The sequence below is a fragment of the Marinoscillum pacificum genome, from assembly GCF_024714495.1.
Lineage (GTDB): Bacteria > Bacteroidota > Bacteroidia > Cytophagales > Cyclobacteriaceae > Marinoscillum > Marinoscillum pacificum.
Window position 1 is genome coordinate 107,302 of record NZ_JAMZMJ010000009.1, and the last position, 24,414, is coordinate 131,715.

The following is a 24,414-nucleotide window of genomic DNA, read 5'->3' on the forward strand; positions in this document are numbered from 1 at the left end:
TTTAACATTCAAAACCAACAACTATGAAAACCATACTCACCCTTTTATCCCTAGTATCTATCCTGTCAGTATCAGCCCAAATCGAGCCAGACATGATTCCAGCAAAACATACTGATATCAAGATTCAGCCAATCGGACATGGATCAGTTATCCTGGAGTGGAATGGTGAAGTGATTTATGTCGATCCATTTGGGGCCGAGAAGTATGAAGGACAAAAAGATCCTACAATGATTCTGATCACGGATATTCATGGAGATCACCTAAATGTGAAGACATTGGAAGCTATCAATACCTCCAATGCAAAGTTTGTAGTTCCGCAAGCTGTGAAAGATCAATTACCGGAAGCATATCACAAGAACTTATTTACATTAGCTAATGGAGAAGCGATAAAAGTCAATGATATTTCCATCTCAGCGATACCTATGTATAACCTTCCAGAAACTGATGACTCCAGACATCCTAAAGGCCGCGGTAATGGATACATCCTTAACCTTGGTGGCAAGAAAGTGTACTTATCCGGTGATACCGAGGACATTGAGGAAATGCGTGCGTTAGAAGGTATCGATGTGGCTTTTGTATGCATGAACTTACCTTACACCATGGATATTGATCAGGCAGCGAGTGGTGTACTGGCATTTAAGCCAGCCATTGTCTATTCATACCATTACAGAGGACAAGGAGGATTGAGTGACGTAGAGCAATTCAAAAAAATAGTCAATGAAGGCGATGCCTCCATTGAAGTAAGATTAAAGAATTGGTATCCAGAATGATCACTCATATTGGAGTGACTCCACTGGATTGGTTCTGGATACTTTAAATACTTGAGAGAGAATTGTTACTGCAGCTAGTATTAGCATCATGGCCGTGCCCAACAATACCGTTCCCCACCCAAAACTCACCTGGTTCGGGATATTATCAATCCACAGACGATTGACAAAGAAACTCATTGGAGCAGCTATGATAATCGCCACGCCAATCATGACCAATTCCTATCTTTTCTTGAAATACAGACCCTTTCTCTCCTACAAGCTCTACATACAGCACTTACTCAAATCAGACAACGGTCCTGTACTCTCACTTCTACAATATGCCGAAAAAACGATGGACTTTCCAACAATCAAATAGTCACTATTGAGATGACGTTTACTTCATCACGAAAATTTGAACTCTAAACCAAACAGTTTGAAACAAGAATGAAGAAAATCGAAATACTAAAAACTACACTCATCATTATTCTATCCAATATTCGGGTCTTTGAGTAGAACCAAAACTCGTACAATCTGTGCATGTTCCTGGCTCTAAAACCACAAACTGTTGTTCCTCATTATACTCCACCAAATCTACTTTAGGCAAATAAAATTCGAAGAAATCTTCAAACGTCACCTCTGTAGGAAAACAAAGTGTTCTGTATCCAGGTCTTGGAAAATTTGGATCTAAATCATTATAATTAAAAAAAACTCGTTTTTCTGACACACCGGCTACATCGAAGTATCCAAGTACTATTTCATCTGGATCTGTAAAAGAAGTTACGTTGCTTACCAGGGTTCCGCGCTGTTGATCAAAAAGTGACCCACCCGATTCATTTAATTCCTTGAACTGGCGATAATAACCGTATGAGCTAGCAGAAATAGCATATTGTTTCACACTAATTGAATATCTATTTCGAAGAAAATCATCCAGTCCAGAAATGAATCTAATTGGAAATTCTACAACTCGATTTCCAGATTTCACAGCCTGTGTTATTAAAATACTAGATGACTGTCCATATCCATAGCAGACACTAGTAGAATCTATAGTTACCTCCACTACTCCCTGCTGAAGATACTTATAAAATGCAACCTTAGGCGTTACGATCTTATAATCTTCTGTCCATTCATACAGGTAATTCTGTGCTTGATTCGTATCGTCATGTGTATCCAAAAAGAACTGAATCCCACCTTCATATTGATCACTTCCTTCTACTGATAATTCCGCATATCGATCATAAATACTATCAATAGGTGGCGAAGCAATCAATTCTATTTCATTGGAATTGTACCTCCTATCCGAACCTATCGTGAATTGGAGCTGATAAGTCTCACCAGGAATACCAGCGAATTCTTCTACTGAACTATAATAGCCATCAAATCCCAATTGAAAAAAATACTCCTGACCACTTCCTGCCACTACCTTTACATCTGCATCAGATATTGCTTCATAGAACCCATTATTTACTTCACTTGTGTAGCTCAACCTAATTTTATGAATTTTATACTCATCAGTGATCATTCCATCCACCACTACAGATTTTCTATATCCAAATGATTCTGAATCAATAGGAATAGAACAATACGAGAGTATACCTCCCAGTAACATCACGAAAAGTAGATTCTTAAGTACTTTCATTTTAGAACTTAAAGTTATAACTCACAGTAAGGATTGGCTTTCCAAAAACGACCAGCTTATAGCCTCGTACTTCTCCATTTACCAAATCGAAATAGACTGAACACAGATTGTCCCTACCCAACACATTATAGACAGAGCATGTGACGTCTGAATGTGCCAGTCGAGACAGTTTATGACCCGCCTCTAAACTGATAGTAAAATGGATACCTGGTTTCTTGCTAAAATTCATCGATTATGCTTTTTAGTGATTTCTGTGAATATTCCTTTCTGCTTACAGAAGCTGTCTCTTGAGCTCTACGGGCTAGACTCAAACTACAAAAAATAATAAAATAGAGTTGATTCATTGGGCAATAAGTGATTCACAATAGTTAACTACCTGAACAAAATCTTCATCATGGTCAGGACGAGCTATTTTAAGATGATTCTTTCTGGCATATAGCCTGATCTGCTTTTTGTATACCGGAAATAACTTGAGCAAATCTGACTTACGTTTGATACGATGGTACCCATTGTAGTCTATGAAATACCAATTTTGATTTCGATACTCACTTTCGCCTTTGCTTCCTCCTACGAGTACATACTTTCGTCTTTTAGCGATTAGTTTAATTTGTTCACCATCGTGTAGAAACTGGAAGAAGCCCTCACCTAATAAGTCAACAGAATTTGGTACATATTTAAAAACGGCATCCTTTAACCTAAACCATTCCACCTGATTTTGAATTAATAAAACTGGATGAGAGATAGCCTGATCTGAATTTTGAACTTTTAAGTATAACAGATCCTTTTCCAAATCATACATTAACGGAATCTCACCAAAAGTCTCATCACGATAAGACATACTACCATCAACCCAAATATTGGTACGAAAGAAAGGGTGAGAAACAACCGCCTTTACTTCTGGTATAGCTCGAGTTCCGATGATTAAAGAAGTAGATTCTGGTCCAACTTGACCGTCATACCATGCCTGAAGGTCACCATCCAAATTCAAACTATCTACATTGATAGCCTTTTGCGAATAACTGAAAAATGAAGACAATAAAAGTGCGGTGATAAAAATTAGCTGGTATAGTCTTGATCTCATTAGGCTAGAATGAACATTGTTAAAACTGTAAGTGTCTTCAAAAATGTGATTTCCCTATTCAGACACTCATAGCTAACTTACGCGAATAATATCATTTATCTCAATAAAGAACGTGATTCATTAAGTTCATTACATCCACTGTATAACAATGGTGATTAACTACTATTTTAATTATACCTCAATAAACGTGATGCCTCCATTGACGTAAGATTATAAAATTGGTATCCCAACTAACCAGAAATCAATTTACCGGTTGTACTACATTAAAGAATTCTATTATTGAATAGGGCTTTCCTTCTTCAGTAAAACCTTCAATCACCATTTCGTATTTCCCAGGCACATCAGAGGAAGTAAAAGATATCTCAGTGCTTTCTTCGCTGGACACAGTCAAGTCCGACGCCCAATACAACTGATCTCTCTGATCAGGGAGGTTTAGAGTATTGGTCACATTCTGGTTTATTTCTCCAATTGTTGAGCGTAGCTCCTTGATTTTGACCACTTCATAATTGTCTGGAAAATCAAAATCCTTAAAACTTCCAGGCTTTGTAGTCAAACTGACTACACCATCTGCAATATATGGCCCTAAAAAGTATCGATCTTTTAACACTTCAATTTTCTCAATGTTGTATGGAGAAAACTCCAATAACTGATCATGCGGAACTGGCACTCCATCCAACAAAACCAATGGAGGCTTCTGATCACTCTTTAAATTAAAGTCAGTCCAGGTTCTGATTTTGTAAGGTCTATTTTCCCTAACATTTACAGCCAAAATGTATTCTACAAATGTCTCTTTCAACGTTTTGAAACGTGTATACTCATCTAATATATATGACTGGTCAAAAGGGATCTGAGGTAACCACTTAGAGCTATCTAAAGATTCAGGTAGCTCAACAAAAAATGTATTTTGAATTTGGGACCTGATACTGCGAGCTATGATATCAGCTACCTGATCTTTCTCCAATGCTTTTAACTTATAATCAAGCTTTGGATAGCTACTCATAAACATGTCATCTAAGACAACATAATTACTCGAACTGGTATCCAATGCTACTATATATCCATTTATTTCAGACAATTGACTTTTGAATGGAAGCGTAAATGCCCCGTTGTTATCTGTTTGAGCTATTCTCAATTGAAATACTTCACCAGGAATGGTCAATGCCACAAATTGATTTGGCAGTGGAGTTTTATTAGCGTCAAACAATTTACCACTGATCAGTTCTTCACGAAATTCAGGAAGAAGATGAATACTTTCTGTTGTTTTGATTTTGGATGAACCTACTTCTTGGCTTGCGACCAATAGTAATGACTCCAAATCAATTTGATCAAGATTCTTAGTATTAAAATATGTTGACAAATCCACATAATCGCTAAATCTGGACAAGTCAGATTGATCAAGAATCACAGAAGACTTGGTTGCACTCTTCCCTTCAGCACATTTTCTCACAGAAACAGAATATTGTCCCTCTGGGATATTTTTAGTCAAATTTAAAGCAGTCCTTGTAGGATAATTGACATCTGATTCAGAGACTGTAACTGACGGCACATCAAAGTACCAAACTCGTGAGGCAAACAATTCGTCATTCTCACTATATAACTCTACGACAACCTCATCATTGTCAATCTGATCTCTTTTAATACGATTTTGTGAATTAAGGTTGACACTTCTGTCGTAATACGTCATACTTCTATCCAGAGAAGTAATTACCAACCTTCCAAACTCATTCATGTCCGGATACGAGCTGACTTGCACGTCAAGGTTGTATCGAGAATGCTCCAGTAATATGGTACTTCCTCCACCTGCTGACAATTCCATATCCTGAAAATGAAAATTCCCTTTATTATCCTCCAATATCACTTGATAACTCTCCTTAAGTGATGGCGTGAAAAGAAACTTGCCTAAGCCAAATTGATCAAAAGTAAAATCCAGAATTTTATCGCCATTAGCGTTTACTACTTTGCCTTTCCACAATTCTTGTTGATCTCCTCCTGTCAGCTGGTAACCAACCACATTTTCTACTTCAGAGACATACTTACCCGTAGCTGGACGAAGATCCAGCTTAAACGACTTTTTGCTCGAATCAACAGGTACTTTATAATCCTCATATGGATTGATAATAACTACTTCACTTTGATGATAATCTCCAAAGTTCTTCATCCATCGAGTGTAAGCAAACAAGTAGTATTTACCTGTTGGAATCAAAGAGTTCAAAAACAACTCACCACTGCCAACGCCATGATCAAGTCTTATCTTTTCTTGAAAAACAGCCCCTTTCTCACCTACAAGCTCTACATAAAGCACTTTACTCAAATCGGACAACTGTCCTGTACTCTCACCTCTACAATATGCCGAAAAAAGGATGGACTCACCAACAATCAAATAGTCACTATTGAGGTGAACGTATACTTCTTCTCGAATATTTGAACCCTGAGCCAAACTGTTTGAAACAAGAGCAAAGAAAATCGAAATACTAAAAACTATTCTCATCATTATTCTATCCAATATTCAGGTGCTTCAGTAGGGCCAAAACTGGTACAATCAGTACACGGTGGCGGTTGAAATCTCACTAACTGTTGATCCTCTTCATAATATGTCAAATCCATGGTAGGAGTAAAAAACATAAAGAAATCTTCAAATGACAATTCTGTTGAATAACATTGAGCACGATAACCAGGCCGAGGGAAATTTGGATCTAAATCATCATAATTAAAAAAAACTCGTTTTTCTGACACACCGGCTACATCGAAGTATCCAAGTACTATTTCATCTGGATCTGTAAAAGAAGTTACGTTGCTTACCAGGGTTCCGCGCTGTTGATCAAAAAGTGACCCACCCGATTCGTTCAATTCCTTGAACTGGCGATAATAACCATATGAGCTGGCAGAAATAGCATATTGTTTCACACTAATTGAATATCTATTTCGAAGAAAATCATCTAGTCCAGAAATGAATCTAATTGGAAATTCTACAACTCGATTTCCCGATTTCAAAGCCTGTGTTATTAAAATACTTGATGACTGTCCATATCCGTAACAAACACTTGTAGAATCTTGCAGAACAGGCACTACTCCTTGAGAAAGATACTTATAAAATGCAACCTTAGGTGTTACGATCTTATAATCTTCTGTCCATTCATACAGGTAATTCTGTGCTTGATTCGTATCGTCATGTGTATCCAAAAAGAATTGAATCCCACCTTCATATTGATCACTTCCTTCTACAGATAATTCTGCATAGCGATCATAAATACTATCAATAGGTGGCGAAGCAATCAATTCTATTTCATTGGAACTGTACCCCCTATCCGAACCTATCGTGAACTGGAGCTGATACGTCTCACCAGGAATACCCGCAAACTCCTCCTCGGAGCCATAATAGCCATCAAATCCCAATTGAAAAAAATACTCCTGACCGCTTCCAGTCACAACCTTTACATCAGCATCAGATATTGCTTCATAGAATCCATTATTTACTTCACTTGTGTAGCTCAATCTAATTTTATGAGTTTTATACTCATCGGTAATCATTCCATCCACCACTACAGACCGTCTATAACCAAATGATTCTGAGTCAATAGGAATAGAACAATACGAGAGTATACCTCCCAATAACATCACGAAAAGTAGATTCTTAAGTACTTTCATTTTAGAACTTAAAGTTATAACTCACTGTAGGGATTGGTTTTCCAAAAACGACCAGCTTATAGCCTCGTACTTCTCCATTTACCAAATCGAAATAGACCGAATACGGATTGTCCCTACCCAACACATTATAGACAGAGAATGTGACGTCTGAATGTGCCAATCGAGACAGTTTATGACCTGCCTCTAAACTGATTCCTATATCCATTCTTAAGTAATCTGGAATTCGATAGCCGTTTCTATCTGAATAATCAACTACTTCTATCCCTTTTAAATTATATCTGGCTATCGGGTAGGTAACTGGTTTACCTGAATTATATACCAAATTATAAGACACACTCAGTCTCTTGGTCAGTTTGTAGTTAGAAACAATATTGATCGTATGCGGCATGTCATAGCTGGCAGGATAATAGGCTCCATTGTTAATCGTTTCCTCTTTAAAAGCACCTTCCAATTGTATCAAGGTTCGTGCGTATGAATAATTGAACCAACCATTCAACCTTCCAGATTTTTTAACGGAAAACTCTACTCCATATGACTTACCAGGACCTTGAAGAATTGCAGTTTCCACATTACTATTCAGTAGAAAATCTGCCCCTGTTTTAAAGTCCACCAGATTCTGCAGATGCTTATAATAACCCTCTAAAGATGTTTCTACCTTATTAGCCCAAAAATTCCTAAACACCCCTACTGAATATTGATCTGCTATTTGCGGCAAAAGGTGCTCATTGGAGATACGCCAGGTGTCCGTTGGCGACAAAGACGCACTATTGCTTAATGTATGAATGTATTGCCTCGTACGTCCGTAACTTGCTTTGATGGAAGTGACTTTATCAAGAAGATATCGTCCAGAAACACGAAACTCAGGACCGCTATAAAAACTAGAAGTTTCTCCATCACCATAATAAGTTGAATCGATTATGGATTCTAAAGATTTTGGTTTGTCTGGATCGTAAGCATAAATGGTGCTTTCACCCAGTGATGCAAACATAGAATAGCGCACTCCTCCTGAAAGAGACAATTTATCATTTACTATATATTCATCATTTAGATATACCGCCATTTCCCGTCCGTACTCATGATCAATGAATTGCTCTTCAATTAATGACAGTTCACCTTCTCGAGACTTGGATCCTGGATTGATCTCGTAATTTTTAACTTCCAAACCTGCAGTAAAAGTGTTGATATCATCTAAATAATATCCTGCCTCCGCTTTGACTGAGGTCTCACCAATTTCAAAATCCTGTACAAACGCATTCGGTAATGACTCGGTATACTCTACTTCATACGAATAATTGGAATATACAGCACTTATATTCATATCCACTTTCTCAGAAAATGTATGCTTCCACTGGCCACTCAAGTTCTTATTGGTGTAAGAAAAGTTCGAAAATGAGAAAAGTGTATCTGCAGCCAATCTAAAATTGTCTTCACTGAAATACATGCTCAAGCTAAGCTCATCTTTGGCTGAGATATCGTGATCATATCTTGCTAGAATATCATAGAATGAAACTTTATTATCCTTATAGTCGGCATTCCCTACGTTGTTCAGTACCCAGTTCGAATAGGTTGTTCTTCCTGAAACCATCAACCCTGATTTCTCCTTGAAAATCGGCACTTCCAATGTCAATTTTGATGTGACTGGAGATATTCCTCCGACGCCATGAAATTCTGTTTTGGATGCTTTTTTGGAGGTAATATCAAATACAGACGATAACCTTCCTCCAAATTTTGCAGGAATTCCACTTTTATATATCTCCATATTGTCAATAGCGTCAGCATTGAAAACGGAGAAAAATCCAAGAAAATGCGATGTATTATAGATCGGTGATCCATTCAAAAGAAATAGGTTCTGATCTGATTTACCCCCTCTTACATTGAAACCTGAAGCACCTTCTCCAGAGCTCTGAATACCCGCAAAAGTGGTCGCAATTTTTACAATATCACGCTCACCTAATACTGCCGGAACATTTTTAGCAGACTCAACATCTAATCGATTGACACCCATCTGCACACTTGCAATGTTTGCATCCCGCTCCGATTCGATAGTCACTTCCTGCAGGGCGATCACGTCAGTTTCCATTGCTATATCTAGTCTTCCATCTGCAAACAACACCACATTCCTTCGTGTATTCTTCATTCCTGAATACTGGACTAACAATGTGTGCTTCCCATTTGGCAGTTTCAAGGAAAAAAACCCATCTGCATCTGTTGAACTTGCAATCATAGGGTCCATCATATAAACCAAAGCACCAATTAGAGGTTCACCGGTTTCCTTCACTGTCACATATCCAGCAACGGTAGAACTACCACCTGGCACCAAATCCGTTCTATTACCGATTTCAAAAACAAAATCCTCTTCACTAGAAGAACTATTCTCGATCATATATTCTTGAGAAAAAAGCAATCCCTTCTCCACTTCTTCTATCTCTCCTCCAGAAAGTGACTTGAATGATTGACCAATTTTAGGATATTGAATGATTCTCAAATCTTTTGCGACATAAACAGCAGAATCATAAATGAATGAATTAATATCAGTACCAGAAAGAACCTCCTTTAGGGCTGATTCCAAAGATCCAGCTTCAACTTTTCCAGAAAACGTCTGACCTTCAATATGATCTAACTGATAGAAAAATGGATACTTGGTTTCTTGATGAAAATCATCAAATATACTTTTTAGTGATTTTTGTGAATATTCCTTACTGCTTACAGAAGGTGATTCTTGAGCACTAAGGGCTAGACTCAAACTACAAAAAATGATAAAATAGAGCTGTTTCATTGGGCAATAAGTGATTCACAATAGTTAACTACCTGAACAAAATCTTCATCATGGTCAGGACGAGCTATTTTAAGATGATTCTTTCTGGCATATAGCCTGATCTGCTTTTTATATTCTGGGAATAACTTGAGCAAATCTGACTTACGTTTGATACGATGGTACCCATTGTAGTCTATGAAATACCAATTTTGATTTCGATACTCACTTTCGCCTTTGCTTCCTCCTACGAGTACATACTTTCGTCTTTTAGCGATCAGTTTAATTTGTTCACCATCGTGTAGAAACTGGAAGAAACCCGCACCTAATAAGTCAACAGAATTTGGTACATATTTAAAAACGGCATCTTTTAACCTAAACCATTCTACCTGATTTTGAATTAATAAAACTGGATGAGAGATCGTCTGATCTGAATTTTGAACTTTTAAGTATAACAAGTCCTTTTCCAAATCATACATCAACGGAATCTTAGCAAAATTCTCATCACGATAAGATATACTACCATCAACCCAAATATTGGTACGAAAGAATGGATGAGAAACAACCGCCTTTACTTCTGGTATAGCTCGAGTTCCAATGATTAAAGAAGTAGATTCTGGTCCAACTTGAGCGTCATACCACGCCTGAAGGTCACCATCCAAATTCAAACTATCTACATTGATCGCCTTTTGCGAATAACTGAAAAATGAAGACAATAAAAGTGCGGTGATAAAAATTAGCTGGTATAGTCTTGATATCATTAGGCTAGAATGAACAATGTTAATGCTTTAAGTGTCTTCAAAAATGTGATTTCCCTATTCAGACACTCATAGCGAACTTACATGAATAATATCATTTATCTCAATAAAGAACGTGATTCATTAAAATAATTACATCAACGGTATAACAATGATGATAAACTACTATTTTACTTATACTTCAATGGAAGCGACGCCTCCATTAACGTAAGATTAAAGAATTGGTATCCAGAATGATCACTCATACTGTAGTGACTCCACTGGATTGGTTCTGGATACTTTGAATACTTGAGAGAGAATTGTTACTGCAGCTAGTATTAGCATCATAGCCGTACCCAACAATACTGTCCCCCAACCAAAACTCACCTGATTTGGGATATTGTCAATCCAAAGTCTATTGACGAAGAAACTCATTGGAGCAGCTATGATGATCGCCACACCGATCATTATCAAAAAGGATTTTCCTAGAATTAAAATCAATTGACCTGAGCTAGCACCTAATACTTTTCTGATGCCAATTTCTTTGACTCTTCGTTCAGTACTGTAGACGGTCATTCCTAGTAACCCTAAACACGAGATGATAATCGCCAATACAGCAATAAAACCAATTACGGATGCAACATCGCCTAACCATTGATTGGACTTAGCCAGCGATTCATCAAAACAATAATACTGCATCTGATGCACAGGATCTACAGATGCCCACTTTTCTTCAAGTCCTACCAGAATATCTTCATTATCCGTAGAAGCTACTTTGACATTAAGATAGTTGAAATAAGCAGGGTCATATCGCATGAGCAATGACTTATCTCCTGCCCCACTTATTAAGGCCTGGAATTTAAAATCTTCCACAACTCCAATGATTTGCCATTGCCCTTCATGACCTCCTACATATATGGTTTGGTTTAGAGCTTCTTGAGGTGACTCATAGCCCATTAGCTGACTGGCAAAATCATTTATCACCAGCTGATTTGTTTGCCTGGAGTTATTATCCAGATTTCTTCCTGCTATCAATGGTAAGTCCAGAGTAGACAAGGTATTCGGATGCACACTCATCAACTCTGCCTGAAGCCAATCTCCTTCTGAGTCTCCATCTAAAGAATAGTAGGTTCCAAAATTATTAGGCATTGCTGGTATCAGGTGACATGCAGAAACCATTTCAACACCCGGTACGGATTTGAGCTCAGTCATCATTACTTCATAGTCGTTGCCTTGAAGAGGTAGATTGATGATATTCTGAGTATTCATACCATAATCAAAACTCAAGTAATGTTCGAATTGCTTAGCGATGGCGATTGAAGTCACAATTAAGAATAAAGAGAAAACGAACTGAGTCACATTAATAAAGGTCTTCAGTTTACCACTCCCTGAGGCATTTGCTCTAGCTAAAATTCTCGTAGGCGCAAATCGTGAAAGTACACTTGCGGGATAGATTCCTGCAAATACTCCTACAACCAAAGTAAAAACCACAAAAGCGATGAATACGGTCAAATTCAACGACAAATTCATCTGCAATTGCTGAATCACCCACATGGACTGAAACATGGGTTTTAATAAAAGTAGTATTCCATTTGCTACAAACAATGAAATGAAAGCGATCAACACGGACTCCACCATAAACTGGGAAAAGATGTCATTTTTAGTAGCACCATTCACTTTGCGAACCCCAATTTCCTTAGTACGTGTTAGAGACCTGGCGATAGATAGATTGGTATAATTCAATATCGCCGATATCAAAATCACCAGAGCGAGAATACTTAGCACATAATATGCTTCAATTGGCAGCCTCAGTGAAATAGGAGTTCCCATGAATTCACCAAGGTTGATCTCTGAAAATGATTGCACTTCAAAAGACTTTTCTCCAATCAAGTCTTTCTTATCAGCCATAATTCTTTGGAGGGATGCTGCTAGTTCTTCCTGGGAAGTTGATTCTTTCTGCAAAACATACGTATAGGCTCCAGAGTGAAGTCCCCAACTTCTCACATTGTTTTGTAAGTTCTCATCTAGTTGATTGGCTTTCACCAAAGGCTCAATACTAGCCACTGAAATGAGTACATCGAATTGGATATGTGATTTGACTGAAGCCACATCTACTACACCTGAAATAATAAATCCACCCCAGTCTCTGGCTTCTTTTCCATTGCTCATCCCCAGATCTATCTGAATGGGATCTAATCCACGATCCGTGAAGGTTACAGACTTGCCCAATGCATCTCCATCAAACAGTCGTTCTGCAACCCGCTGACTAATGACAATACTTCGAGGGTTAGATAAAGCACTATTAGCGTTTCCCTGAACCAATTCGAATCCAAAGACTTTGAAGAACTGGTCATCTGCAAAAAATCCACGAATTTCCGTACTGCTTTGCCCATATGGAAACACCAAATCTCCTCCAACACCTTTGACTAACTGAGTTACGTACTCCACTGATGGCTCTTCTTGTAGCGCTTCTGCTAAAGGTATTGGTGTAGAAGCATTTCTAGGTCCATCATCAGCACGAGTTACCACACGAGACATCCTTTCTGTATGTTCATGAAATCGGTCTGCTTGCTCCTGGTCTACAATCATCAAGATGATCAGCATGGCAATTGACATTGCCACGGCCAATCCGAATACATTGATAAATGAAAAAGTCTTGTACTTGAGGATATTCCTAATCCCCACTTTGAGATAGTTTTTAAACATGGTCCATTGATTTATTTGAGTAATTGATCTATTGAGTCTGATAATATCTGGTCTGAAAAGTTTCAAAACTTCCCATGTAAAGAGCAATCGAGCTTTATTGAGTCCTTTGGTCTCGACCTGTTCTTCAAAAAGTTCGAAAAGATCTCCTTCAATGTATTTTTGAAGATCTTTTCTGCAGAACCACCGAAAAAATTTGAGTGCTATTTTCGGAGGATTATTCATCTTTGAGCGACTTTACTGGATTGGTTCTGGATACTGTTACTATTTGAGTAATAATCGTTATAGATCCGATAAGCAACAAGCATAAGGAGCCAATTGCAACAGTACCAAGCCCAAAATCCACTCGATTTGGAAAGCTCTCCAACCATAGATTGCTAATTAAATAACTCAGTGGCCCTCCTATGACAATAGCAATCAGCAGGAGTATTAAAAACGATCTACCTAAGGCGAGTAGGAGTTGACTGGTATTGGCTCCTAGCACTTTTCTTATACTGACTTCCTTTATTCTCCTTTCTGTTGTATAAATGGCCATGCCCAAAAGTCCAAGACAAGAAATAATCACTGCCAAAGCAGCAATACCTATTACAATAGACACCAGATCCCCAAACCATCTGGTAGATTTGGCGAGCTGGTCCTGATAAATGAAATAATTGAAAGGATGAGTCTGATCGATCGCAGCCCACTTCTCCTCGAGTTGATGAACCACTTCATACGGATCTCCATTTACTTTTACATTCACAAAACTGAATAGCTCTGGCTTATTGACGAGGATCAAAGGAAGTTTGCCATCTCCCATGATTGGATTTTGAAATTTCACATCATTGATTACTCCAGCGATTTGCACTGCCTTTTGACCTTCCAAATAGATGGTTTGACCAAGTGCCTCATTTGGATTGTCCCACTTAAGTTTATCAATACAGGACATATTAACCACAACTGAATTTTCCAGATGAGCAGGCAAGTTCTTACCGGCAACTAATTCAAAACTCATCGTCTTGATGAAGTCAGGACTGACACTGATCATTTCTGCATTAAATAAATCTTCACTTGAAAATGCTCTACTAACGGATGCTCCATTGGTATGTAACAGTGCAGGTACAAATTCGCAAGCAGAAATATCAGATACTCCCGCAATTGATTCGAATTCTCTTTGAATCAGCTTGTAATCATTTCCCTGGATGGGAATGTTAATGATGTTTTCCGTACTGAATCCATATTCGAAATTGACAATGTGATGAAATTGTCTTGCGATCAGAATGGCGGTCACAATGAAAAGAAGCGAAAAAGCGAATTGTGCAATGTTTAGAATCCGCTTAAAACCAAACCGACTACTATGACTATCTGTAAGATTCTTAAGCGCTTTTAATGGAGTGAATCGTGATAGCACTAAAGCAGGATAAGCACCAGCCAGTAATCCTACCATCAGTGAAACTCCAAAAAAACCGACAAAAACCCACCCATTTATTGTCAAATCAAAATTTAAGACCTGGTTAATCCATAAGGCATTCAAAACCGGTTTTAAAAGGAGTAGCATCACCACCGCCATTGTTGACGCACAAAAGGAAGTCAGAACTGATTCCGTCAAAAACTGAAAGATCAAGCTTCCTCTATGAGCTCCATTTACCTTTCTCACCCCTATTTCTCTAGTACGAGTCAATGCTCTGGCAATCGACAGGTTAGTATAGTTAAATCCCGCGGATAACAAAATCACAATGGCCAAGCCAAACAGAACAAAGTAAGCTTCAATCGGTAAACGCAACGTAATAGGATTTCCGACAAAAGCACCTGGAGTTATTTGATTCAAACTTCTAGGTAGGAATTCAATACCCGATAAATCTGCAATATCCTTGTACTTCAAGTCAACCAATTCTTGCAAACTAGCCAGTAACTGCGCCTCCGATACATCAGGATAAACCATTAAATAAGAATAGCCTACGGAGTAATTTTCCCATGATTCAGAACGATCTTGAACCTTACCTTCCTGATAAAGCCTTGGAAGAGTTGAAGCAGAGACCAGCATATCAAAATCAATATGTGATTTGTAGTCATTTAAATTCACCACACCTGTAATAGTGAATGTTCCCCAGTCCTCAGCCACTTCTTCTTTACCTGTTCCAATATCAATCTTCATCAAGCCGAGCCCTCTATCTAAAAAGCGAACTTGCTGACCTACTGCAGGATCATCATGAAATAATTTCTGTGCAACTTCAGAGGTGATAACCATAGAATTCGGTTGAGCTAAAGCAGTGCGCTCATTACCTTCCTTTAACTGGAAGCTAAACACCTTGAAAAATTGATCATCAGCAAAGAATCCTCTGATCTCGGTATTAGTTGCTGAGTTAAAAATCACATCTCCACCAACTCCGGGAATCAGGTTCGTGCCTGATTCTATAATAGCAAAGTCGTTTTGCATGGTTTCCACCAGTGGCACAGGACTGGAAGCATTGGCTATAATCGAGTTATCAAGTTTGGAATGTATCCGATAAATCCGATCACTATGTGTATGAAACTGATCGTACTGGTGCTGGTCTACCAATAAAAGAATCAGCAACAATGTAACAACCATTGCCACCGCCAGACCAAAGATATTGATGAATGAAAAGGCTTTATACCTGAGGAGATTCCTTATCCCCACTTTGAGATAGTTTTTAAACATGGTCCATTGATTTATTTGAGTAATTGATCTATTGAGTCTGATAATATCTGGCCTGAAAAGTTTTAAAACTTCCCAGGTAAAGAGCAGTCGAGCCTTATTTAGTCCTTTGGTCTCGACCTGTTCTTCAAAAAGTTCTATGAGGTCTCCCTCGATGTATTTGAGTAGATCTTTTCTGCAGAACCACCGAAAAAATTTGAGTGCTATTTTCGGAGGATTATTCATCTCGAAGCAGGTTTACTGGATTTACTTCTGTGGCTTTAATAAGATGAATGACAATAGTGCCTCCGATTAGCAAAATACTTCCTAAGAAAGCAAGGGCGAAATGCACAACAGAAACATCAATATGGTACGCATAGCCATTCAACCATTTTCGCATAATGAAACTAACAAATGGCACTGCCAATGTAAATGCAACAGCAAAGAGCCAGGCAAACTTTCCAGAAAGGAGTCTGATCAATACAGACCGAGATGCTCCCAAAACTTTTCTAATACCTATTTCCTTAATTCGCCTATTGACTGTGTAGGCAGTCAACCCAATTATGCCAAGACTGGAAATGAGAATAGAAAGAGTCATGAACAAACTAAAAATCCACTTTATCTTTTGTTCTGATTGATACTGTCTTTCAATGTCTTTGTCAACAAACCTTAGATCTAGCTGTGCATTAGTGTCTAGATCTTTCAATGTAGCCTCCAACAATTCGACTGTCTGAGTAATTTGGCCAGAAGCGATTTTTATTGTAACAAAATCCTGAGATGATACTTGAGTAAGAATAATCGGCTCCACTGCATGATGTAACGATTTGAAATGAAAATTTTCAAAAACACCGACAATCTTCCCTTTCCCTACATTGTCCAGCCACTTACCTACTGCCTCATCCACCGTGAATCCCATTAGCTCCGCAGCTGCTCGATTGATCATATAGACAGGTTCCTCGCTAAATTTATCTTCAAAAAATCTTCCATTAAGCAACTGTAATCCAAAAACCTTAGCAAAACGACAATCAACTTCCATTTCAGGTATTACTGATTGTAGTTCAGAATCTTTCCCTTCCCAATCAACACCATGTGTTGCTTCTTTTAGATCAACCGGTATAGAAGATGAATATGCGAATGTTTGCAAAAGTGAGTGCCCAAAAAGGTGAGATTCAAGAGATTCAGGTTTCACCGCATGAGGCACCTTGAAGTAAGCCAACTGATCTTGATCAAAGCCCAAGTCCTTATCCAAAATCATGTTTATCTGACCTTGCATAATTATACCCGAGGAAATAAGGCAAACACTAACTAAAAACTGAAAGCCTACCAAAACATTTTTCACATCTAAAATACGCTCTCGACCATAGAGAGAACTCTCAGGTCTTTGTACGGTATTGACTCTAGTGAGCGTTATAGCAGGGTAAATCCCTCCTCCAATTCCAACAAAAAACAAAAGTCCAAGAATACACCAAACAACAACTGGTGAAGTAAAATCCAGGGCAAGATTCGTTTCCAAAATAGAATTGAAATAAGGTAAGAATAAGAAAGTCCCTAAAAGAGCTATAAGCATGCTTAAAGTGGCGTACATTAATGATTCTAAAATAAAATAAGCTTTCAGCTGTCTTGTTGATGCACCAATTGTTTTTCTTAATTTTATACCTTTCCACCTGCTGAGATAATGAGCAATACTCAGATTGTTATAATTAATACCAGCGATGAGTAAGATCAGAATGGCTATCACAGATAGGGCTCTTAAGTAAACAATGCTTCCACCGGAGTCTGTATCAAACTGTAGATTTTTGTATAAATGAATATCTCGGATCGGTTCTATATTAAAATCAACTTTAAGAGAGCTGACATTAGCTTCAAAAACTTCAATCATACGTTCATTGATGCTGGCTAATTCATCCTCAGATAGTTGCCTTGGATAGACTTTGAAGTAAGTCATAAAGCCAAACATATCCCAGCCATCATAGTCGTATGGAGAACTTTCCTCTTCGTAATACAACGGCATCACCACATCGAATCTCAAATGAGAGTTGGACGGTATATCTTCAAAAACTCCACTTACCACCAGGTCATGATCACTTTCGCGAATCACCTTACCAATTACATCTTCTGAACCAAAAAATTTCACGGCAGTAGAGCTGGAAATTGCTATTTGATTGAGACCCATCAGCAAGGTGTTTTCATTTCCCTTAAGAAGATTAAAAGAAAATTCCTGAAAGAAATTTTGATCCGCATGAATTACTCTTGATTCTTCAAACCTTCTGTTTTCAATTTCAAAAGTGTAATCAAACATCCCTCGAACCCTCACTGTACTTTCTATGAAGCTAAAATTATCATGAAGAGCACCTGCAAGTGATCCTGGACCAACCGCAGTGTGAAAGTCCTCTGCATTACAAGAAAGCCGATACATACGATCAGAATCTTCATGAAATGAATCATAACTGAACTCTTGCTCTACCCACAGCATAATCACAAGACATGTCATCAGGCCAGCTACTATACCAATCAGGTTGATAGATGCAAAAAACTTATTGCGTCTCAGGTGTCTTACTGAAGTAATCACATTATGTCTCACAAGACTAAGCTGACTCATCCTGTGAGTACCACTGAAAGACCTGATGATTCCAGGCCTAAACAACTTCAACACCTCCCAAACAAATAGCAACCGAGCTCTTATCAAACTCTTTTCCTCCACGTTTTCTTCAAACAACTCTATCAGGTCTCCCTCAATGTATTTGAGCAACTCAGGTCGGCAGAACCAGCGTAGGAAACGGAGTGATATTTTTGGCGGCTTACTCATTTCGGAGAGAGTCAACAGGATTAGAAAGAGCCGCAGAAATAACTTTATGAGAAACTGTGAGTAAAGTGATTGTAATCAGGATTAATGCAGGAATCAAAAAGAGATATGGACTTAGTTCGATTCTATATGCATAGTTTTCTAACCAATTACCTCCTACATATATTGATATCAGAGACGCCAATAGAATTGCGATGAAAAGGATGGAAAAAAAATCTCTTGACAGAATAGACAGTAGGTTGGTAATATTTGCTCCAAGTACTTTTCTAATTCCTATTTCTTTGATCTTTTGATTAGCAATAAATGAGACCAATGAAAACAGTCCAATACAGGCAATAAAAACTGCCAATCCACTAAACAATGAGACCAATTTTCCGAATTGCTCATCCGAATTGTACTGACGGTTAAATCGATCATCGAGGAAATAACTTTGGAAAGGATCATTAGGGTAAAGAGCTCGAAAGTTATCTTCGATAAATTCAACAGTCTGCTTAATACTTTCTCCTCCAATACGAATGGAAAGATTCACATTATACCCTGTCATACTTCCCAGGATCAATGGTTTGATATCTGAATGCAGAGAACTCCAATGAAAGTCTTTAACTACCCCATCTACACGAATGGTATCAGTTCCATCTAGAATTACGCTCTGCCCGATAGCTGAATGGGGATCCCCCAGATCAAATAATTCTACAGCCTTTTCATTGATGATTAATGCTTCATAATCCTGTATATCTGGAGAAAAATTATGTCCCGCAACAATTTCCAAATCATAAACATCTAGAAAGTCCGCGTCAATAAACACCGCATCTCCTAGTTCATTAGATGTTGAAAGTGCACCCATTTTACGCATGTTTCCTTGCCAGAGCTGCCCCGAAGACGGGATATTACTTGACCCACTGATCGCTCGTACATTTGGGTTTTTCAGTATGGTCTTTTTAAATAATTGGTGCTGCTTTTTCAAAAGCGTACCGCCTTCTCCAGCCAGTGACATGGGCCCTGATAACACCAAAACCTGCTCCATTTCTACTCCCGTGCTTTTAGATCTCATGTATGCGATCTGCTGACTTACCAAAAAAGCTCCGGTGATTAATACCATGGACAGAGTCAATTGTGTAAAGATCAATCCTCTACGCATCCATATTCCACCGGACCCAAAAAGACCTACCTGCTGAATTTTAGACTTTATTCCCGATAAAATAAATGCTGGATATGCTCCAAAAATGAATGCACCAATGAGTAATACCAGAAGCAACACCAACCAAAAGCCAGGTCTAGTCCACACAGCATTATCCAATTTGATCTGCAAATACTGTTGGATCTGGCTTGATAGTAAGAAGGTAAACACTAAGCCAATCACAATCGCCAGCAAGTGTACAATTACTGACTCTAAAATGGATTGTGAGAAAAGTTGATACTGAAAAGCTCCCAGACTCTTTTTAACACCAATTTCTTTTGCTCTGGTTAGAGCCTTACCTATCGATAGGTTAACATAATTCAACCAGGCAATAATCAGAGTGATTAACCCGATGGTAGCTATCAGCAATACTTTGCCAAGTTCATTATTATTCTCTGCAATATCTGTATCAAGACTAGAATGTAAATGAATATCCGTAACAGGCTGTAGCGTAATTTTTACCTGTTCACCACTTTGCTTGAGTTCATTTCCTAACCTCTTGTCAACTATATCATTAAGTTGAGACGATATATAGTCATGATCAGCTGACTCTTCCAAAAGGATATATGCTGCAAAATTGGTCCAACCCCATCCATCTTGCCTGGTGTAAGCCCCATAATGAGACAATAGAAAACTCATTGGAAGTAACATATCAAACTTCAGATGAGAATTGGGTGGAAGCTCTTCCAATACTCCGCCTACTTTGAATTTACCACTTACAGAACCTCCATGCACTCGTAGTATTTCACCAATGACATCTTCTTTTTGGAAATATTTGATGGCCTGCTCCCGGCTAATTACAACTTGATCTGGTGAAGAAAGTGCATTAGCGGCATCACCGAATACAAGACAGAAATCAAACACCTCCAGAAATCCTTCATCCACATACAGGATATCCTTTTCGTAGTAGGAACTTTGATCAAAAGGGTTTGACACGACCAATGACTCACCTCCTAAATACTTGACCGGGTGTACTCGGACCAACTCTTTAATTCCTGAAATTGTATTTTTAGCTTCCTCCCCAAGTGCACTCCAGGTGAAGCTTTCTTGATTAACCACTTCATCATTTCTAAGTGATGACTGATTTATACGATATAATCGATCTTTATTGGGGTAAGAACTGTCATAATTGAATTCGAAACTGAGGAATTGATAGATGATTAGTGCCGCTGTAAATCCTACAGCTAATCCCAAAATATTTGTCACTGCATAAGTCTTATCACGAGCTAAACCACGAAAAAGCATCTTGACATGAAGAACACCTAAACTTCCTAAGGACAAATTCCTTGACCCAAATGATTTGACTATTCCAGGCCTAAACAACTTCACCACCTCCCAAATAAATAGCAATCGAGCTATTATCAAGCTCTTTTGCTCCACATTCTCTTCGAATAGCTCTATCAGGTCTCCCTCGATATACTTGAGTAGATCCGGCCGACAGAACCAGCGAAGAAAACGGAGCGGTATTTTGGGTGGCTGGTTATTATTCATCCCGTAAAGAGTTTACAGGATTAGAAAGTGCTACTTTGGCAGAATGAACCCATACAATGAGGAGTGACATGAGTAGAAGACAAATACCCACAGTAATAAACACTGCTGCCGTGAGATTTATATGATAAGCAAAATTCTCTAACCACTGTCCTACACCCCAGATAGCCAAAGGAACAGCAACAGTAAAGGCTACTACAACCCATCTCAGAAAATCCCGCGAAAGCAGCACCATGATCTGCTTTGCATTGGCGCCCATCACTTTTCTGATGGCAATCTCTTTTGTACGGTTTTGGATAATACCCCAAGACAAAGAAAAAAGCCCGAAAAATGCGATCAAAATGCCTCCTATTGAAAAAACAGAGACCACATTCATCAATCGGAAATCATCCTGATGTGCTTTATGAATGGAATCATCAAGTGTGGTATAATCAAATGGTGTATCAGGAAATATATCTCTCCAGAGTGTAGAAACATCGCTCAAAACAGTATTCAAATCCCTATTGGAGTAATTCAAAAGTAGTGTATTAAAATCTCCTTGTGAACCTATCATAAATACAACTGGCGCCACTTTTTCTCTAAATGAAGCCATGTTTACATCTTCAAAAACACCAGCTATAGGGCTATCGAAGAACTTCCCCTTGCTCATTGCCGAATCTTCCCAATCCATAGCTTTGATATATGCCTCACTTACATAATAGCCTTTCAGAATAGTATCCAGATCAATTTTGAGATGTAAATCAAGGGTAGTTATCAAGTCCAAATCACCCGATATGGAATTTACGCCATCTTCTGGCAAATTAGCGCGATCAAGCAGGCGGAGCATATCAGAGAATGGATTACCTGTAGAGAGAGCTGCTTTGTCTACTAACCTTCTTTCCAGAACTTCTCCTTTAAACCGAGCTAATTCGGCTTTTCCTAATCCCTGAAGCACAACAATGTGCCGATTCATACCTATTGGTTTTGACTCGATAAAGTCCAGTTGCTTTAGCATAAACCATGAAGCGATGATCAATACTGCCGCAATTACAAATTGAGGAATCAGCAAAAATTTATTAATCTTCAATCGAAAATCGGAACTTCTACTGATCATTTTCACAGGAGATTTAATGTTGAATTTGGCCGCCACATAAAAGAGTGACAATAAAAGCATCGTGATGATAAGCCCCAACCACAGATACAAAACCCTAAACGAAAACAAATCAACATTTCTTAGTTCGGTACTAAACCGAAAATTGAAATATGATATAAGCTGACTTGCCACCATCAAGGAAATAAGACCTGCACTTATCAGATAGATCATAATATCCATACTAAAAGCTCCCCAAAGCACACTTTTCGTAGCTCCCAATATATGTTTGATTCCAGCCTCTTTGCGCCGATGCACAGCAGTAAGCGTGTACAGGTTGATAAAATTAAGGGTGGAGAGCACAAGTATCAACAGACATACGCCCCATCCAATGGCAAACATCTGCTCTGAGATAGATCTCACGTATAGGAAAGAATTGGCACTTGCATATGGAATTTCTCCTAAAGGCTCCAAAAAGAAGTTTTCTCCACTTATATATGGAATTTGCTCATTTGCATGCAAACTCTCAGTAAACAGATTGTGATCTTCACTTGGAGGTAAAGTCACATAAGAAGCAGAACCTCCATACATATGCCCTAAAACACCTTCATAAACCAAAATATCAAAATCAAAATGTGAATTATACGCTCCCAGATCCAACACTCCAGAGACAAAAAAATCCTTATTCCCCTGATCCTGAGCTATAGTCACGAGCTTTCCTATTGGATTGTCATATCCAAAAAACTGGTCAGCATAAGCTTTTGAAATCACCACACTTGACTTTTCAAGTGCTCCTAGAGAATTGCCTTCCAATAATTCAAATTCGAAAAACTCCAGAAAATTATCCGACACACCCATCACAGCTGGGGACTTGATAATTTGGTCATTGTATTTTATCGAATTTCCAACAGAGAAATATATCCGACACATGTTATCACCCTGATCATAATTGCTTTGGATGTAGTCCAGGGCCTCATCATCAAAAATGGCCAGTCTACTTTCAGTATCCGGTTTCCCATGCAAAAGCCGGTAGGTATTGGTTTTGCGTGAAAAATAGGCATCTGTATCCGGAATTTTAGAAAGATATGCCAGCAGCACATTGGCTAAAGAGAACCCAATGATGAGACTCAACATGATCACTGAGGCATAAAATTTCTGTCTTCTCAGTACTCGAATGGAGATTTTAAACTGTTCTTGTAAATGACCAATTATGATTATGCTTTTAGATTTTGGGTTCTTAATAATCCCAGGTCTGAAAAGTCTAACAACATCCCAACAGAATTGCCATTTCGCCATACGCAAACCGGTTTGCTCATGTCGTTCTTCGAACAACTCTATGAGATCTCCTTCGATGTATTTGAGCAGCTCAGGTCGGCAGAACCAGCGCAGAAAGCGGAGCGGTATTTTGGGTGGTTGGTTATTCATATCAACCAATCTTCACGTCCAAAGCAGGTTTCGGAATAGCATCATAGAGCTGGTTACGCATTTTGCGAGTTTCCTCTATAGCATTTTTTCCCTGAGCAGTGATATTGAAATAGCGTTTTGGTCTACCTCCTCGTTCGCTGGTAGATTCCCCCTCGTATGACGTGAGATACCCTTTATCTTCCAGGCGCTTCAATGCAGATTGCAGTGCTCCAACACTGACATTTCTACCTTGTCGCTCTTCTATTTCTTTCTTGATGGATACACCGTACGCATTGCCAAACAATACTCCTACTGTAAGCATCACTATTTCTTCAAATTCTCCTAATTGAAATTTCCCCATTTTAGTTTTCTCCTAATTGCAGTATTGCAATCATAGAAAGAAAAAAGGTTTTTTCCTAATTGTAGTATTAACTAAAAATGAGAGAGTTGATAGGATTAAAGGAAAAAAGGCCTTGACGAAACAGTATTCAAAGCCCTAGAATTAAACTGTTTAATCAAGACCTAAATTCTTCAA

Annotated in this window: 15 protein-coding genes; 1 reads left to right on the plus strand and 14 read right to left on the minus strand. The window is 38.4% G+C overall.

All coding sequences use genetic code 11. The features are described from left to right. Positions 1-23: 23 nt before the first annotated feature. Positions 24-770, plus strand: a complete 747-nt coding sequence (locus tag NXS00_RS18665; RefSeq protein WP_258100778.1) for an MBL fold metallo-hydrolase — start codon at positions 24-26, stop codon at positions 768-770. On the opposite strand, the gene NXS00_RS18670 is transcribed toward NXS00_RS18665, so the two are convergent. The 14 genes from NXS00_RS18670 to NXS00_RS18735 form a co-directional block, all read right to left on the minus strand. Further along, positions 771-971, minus strand: coding sequence for an ABC transporter permease family protein (locus NXS00_RS18670; protein WP_258100779.1), 201 nt, complete (start codon positions 969-971; stop codon positions 771-773). It lies immediately after the preceding gene. 259 nt (positions 972-1,230) lie between these two features. Further along, complete coding sequence (locus NXS00_RS18675; protein ID WP_258100780.1) at positions 1,231-2,385, minus strand: DUF4249 domain-containing protein; 1,155 nt, start codon at positions 2,383-2,385, stop codon at positions 1,231-1,233. Position 2,386: 1 nt separating this feature from the next. Beyond that, complete coding sequence (locus tag NXS00_RS18680) at positions 2,387-2,614, minus strand: hypothetical protein (protein WP_258100781.1); 228 nt, start codon at positions 2,612-2,614, stop codon at positions 2,387-2,389. Between the two features lie 111 nt (positions 2,615-2,725). Next, positions 2,726-3,466: a hypothetical protein gene (locus NXS00_RS18685; RefSeq protein ID WP_258100782.1), complete on the minus strand. Its 741-nt coding sequence runs from the start codon at positions 3,464-3,466 to the stop codon at positions 2,726-2,728. A 241-nt stretch (positions 3,467-3,707) separates the two neighbouring features. Next, positions 3,708-5,957 (minus strand): Plug domain-containing protein, encoded by a 2,250-nt coding sequence (locus NXS00_RS18690; RefSeq protein WP_258100783.1) that lies wholly within the window; start codon positions 5,955-5,957, stop codon positions 3,708-3,710. Next, positions 5,957-7,111, minus strand: a complete 1,155-nt coding sequence (locus tag NXS00_RS18695; protein ID WP_258100784.1) for a DUF4249 domain-containing protein — start codon at positions 7,109-7,111, stop codon at positions 5,957-5,959. The genes NXS00_RS18690 and NXS00_RS18695 overlap by 1 nt, the downstream gene beginning before the upstream one ends. A 1-nt stretch (position 7,112) precedes the next feature. Beyond that, positions 7,113-9,887, minus strand: a complete 2,775-nt coding sequence (locus tag NXS00_RS18700; RefSeq protein WP_258100785.1) for a TonB-dependent receptor — start codon at positions 9,885-9,887, stop codon at positions 7,113-7,115. Then, positions 9,884-10,624: a hypothetical protein gene (locus NXS00_RS18705; RefSeq protein ID WP_258100786.1), complete on the minus strand. Its 741-nt coding sequence runs from the start codon at positions 10,622-10,624 to the stop codon at positions 9,884-9,886. The genes NXS00_RS18700 and NXS00_RS18705 overlap by 4 nt, the downstream gene beginning before the upstream one ends. A 234-nt stretch (positions 10,625-10,858) precedes the next feature. Next, positions 10,859-13,528, minus strand: coding sequence for an FtsX-like permease family protein (locus NXS00_RS18710; protein ID WP_258100787.1), 2,670 nt, complete (start codon positions 13,526-13,528; stop codon positions 10,859-10,861). Beyond that, positions 13,521-16,184, minus strand: a complete 2,664-nt coding sequence (locus tag NXS00_RS18715) for an ABC transporter permease (protein WP_258100788.1) — start codon at positions 16,182-16,184, stop codon at positions 13,521-13,523. The genes NXS00_RS18710 and NXS00_RS18715 overlap by 8 nt, the downstream gene beginning before the upstream one ends. Next, positions 16,177-18,744: an ABC transporter permease gene (locus tag NXS00_RS18720; RefSeq protein WP_258100789.1), complete on the minus strand. Its 2,568-nt coding sequence runs from the start codon at positions 18,742-18,744 to the stop codon at positions 16,177-16,179. The genes NXS00_RS18715 and NXS00_RS18720 overlap by 8 nt, the downstream gene beginning before the upstream one ends. Next, positions 18,737-21,409: an ABC transporter permease gene (locus tag NXS00_RS18725; RefSeq protein WP_258100790.1), complete on the minus strand. Its 2,673-nt coding sequence runs from the start codon at positions 21,407-21,409 to the stop codon at positions 18,737-18,739. The genes NXS00_RS18720 and NXS00_RS18725 overlap by 8 nt, the downstream gene beginning before the upstream one ends. Further along, positions 21,402-23,900 (minus strand): permease prefix domain 2-containing transporter, encoded by a 2,499-nt coding sequence (locus NXS00_RS18730; protein WP_258100791.1) that lies wholly within the window; start codon positions 23,898-23,900, stop codon positions 21,402-21,404. Before NXS00_RS18730 ends, NXS00_RS18725 begins: the two co-directional genes overlap by 8 nt. A gap of 1 nt (position 23,901) precedes the next feature. Then, complete coding sequence (locus tag NXS00_RS18735) at positions 23,902-24,240, minus strand: PadR family transcriptional regulator (RefSeq protein ID WP_258100792.1); 339 nt, start codon at positions 24,238-24,240, stop codon at positions 23,902-23,904. Positions 24,241-24,414 lie beyond the last annotated feature (174 nt).

Bases quoted from the DNA above. Each gene is read 5' to 3' on its own strand.
- NXS00_RS18665 (WP_258100778.1), top strand. From the start codon at position 24: ATGAAAACCATACTCACCCTTTTATCCCTAGTATCTATCCTGTCAGTA.
- NXS00_RS18675 (WP_258100780.1), bottom strand. From the start codon at position 2,385: ATGAAAGTACTTAAGAATCTACTTTTCGTGATGTTACTGGGAGGTATA.
- NXS00_RS18680 (WP_258100781.1), bottom strand. From the start codon at position 2,614: ATGAATTTTAGCAAGAAACCAGGTATCCATTTTACTATCAGTTTAGAG.
- NXS00_RS18685 (WP_258100782.1), bottom strand. From the start codon at position 3,466: ATGAGATCAAGACTATACCAGCTAATTTTTATCACCGCACTTTTATTG.
- NXS00_RS18690 (WP_258100783.1), bottom strand. From the start codon at position 5,957: ATGATGAGAATAGTTTTTAGTATTTCGATTTTCTTTGCTCTTGTTTCA.
- NXS00_RS18695 (WP_258100784.1), bottom strand. From the start codon at position 7,111: ATGAAAGTACTTAAGAATCTACTTTTCGTGATGTTATTGGGAGGTATA.
- NXS00_RS18700 (WP_258100785.1), bottom strand. From the start codon at position 9,887: ATGAAACAGCTCTATTTTATCATTTTTTGTAGTTTGAGTCTAGCCCTT.
- NXS00_RS18705 (WP_258100786.1), bottom strand. From the start codon at position 10,624: ATGATATCAAGACTATACCAGCTAATTTTTATCACCGCACTTTTATTG.
- NXS00_RS18710 (WP_258100787.1), bottom strand. From the start codon at position 13,528: ATGAATAATCCTCCGAAAATAGCACTCAAATTTTTTCGGTGGTTCTGC.
- NXS00_RS18715 (WP_258100788.1), bottom strand. From the start codon at position 16,184: ATGAATAATCCTCCGAAAATAGCACTCAAATTTTTTCGGTGGTTCTGC.
- NXS00_RS18720 (WP_258100789.1), bottom strand. From the start codon at position 18,744: ATGAGTAAGCCGCCAAAAATATCACTCCGTTTCCTACGCTGGTTCTGC.
- NXS00_RS18725 (WP_258100790.1), bottom strand. From the start codon at position 21,409: ATGAATAATAACCAGCCACCCAAAATACCGCTCCGTTTTCTTCGCTGG.
- NXS00_RS18730 (WP_258100791.1), bottom strand. From the start codon at position 23,900: ATGAATAACCAACCACCCAAAATACCGCTCCGCTTTCTGCGCTGGTTC.
- NXS00_RS18735 (WP_258100792.1), bottom strand. From the start codon at position 24,240: ATGGGGAAATTTCAATTAGGAGAATTTGAAGAAATAGTGATGCTTACA.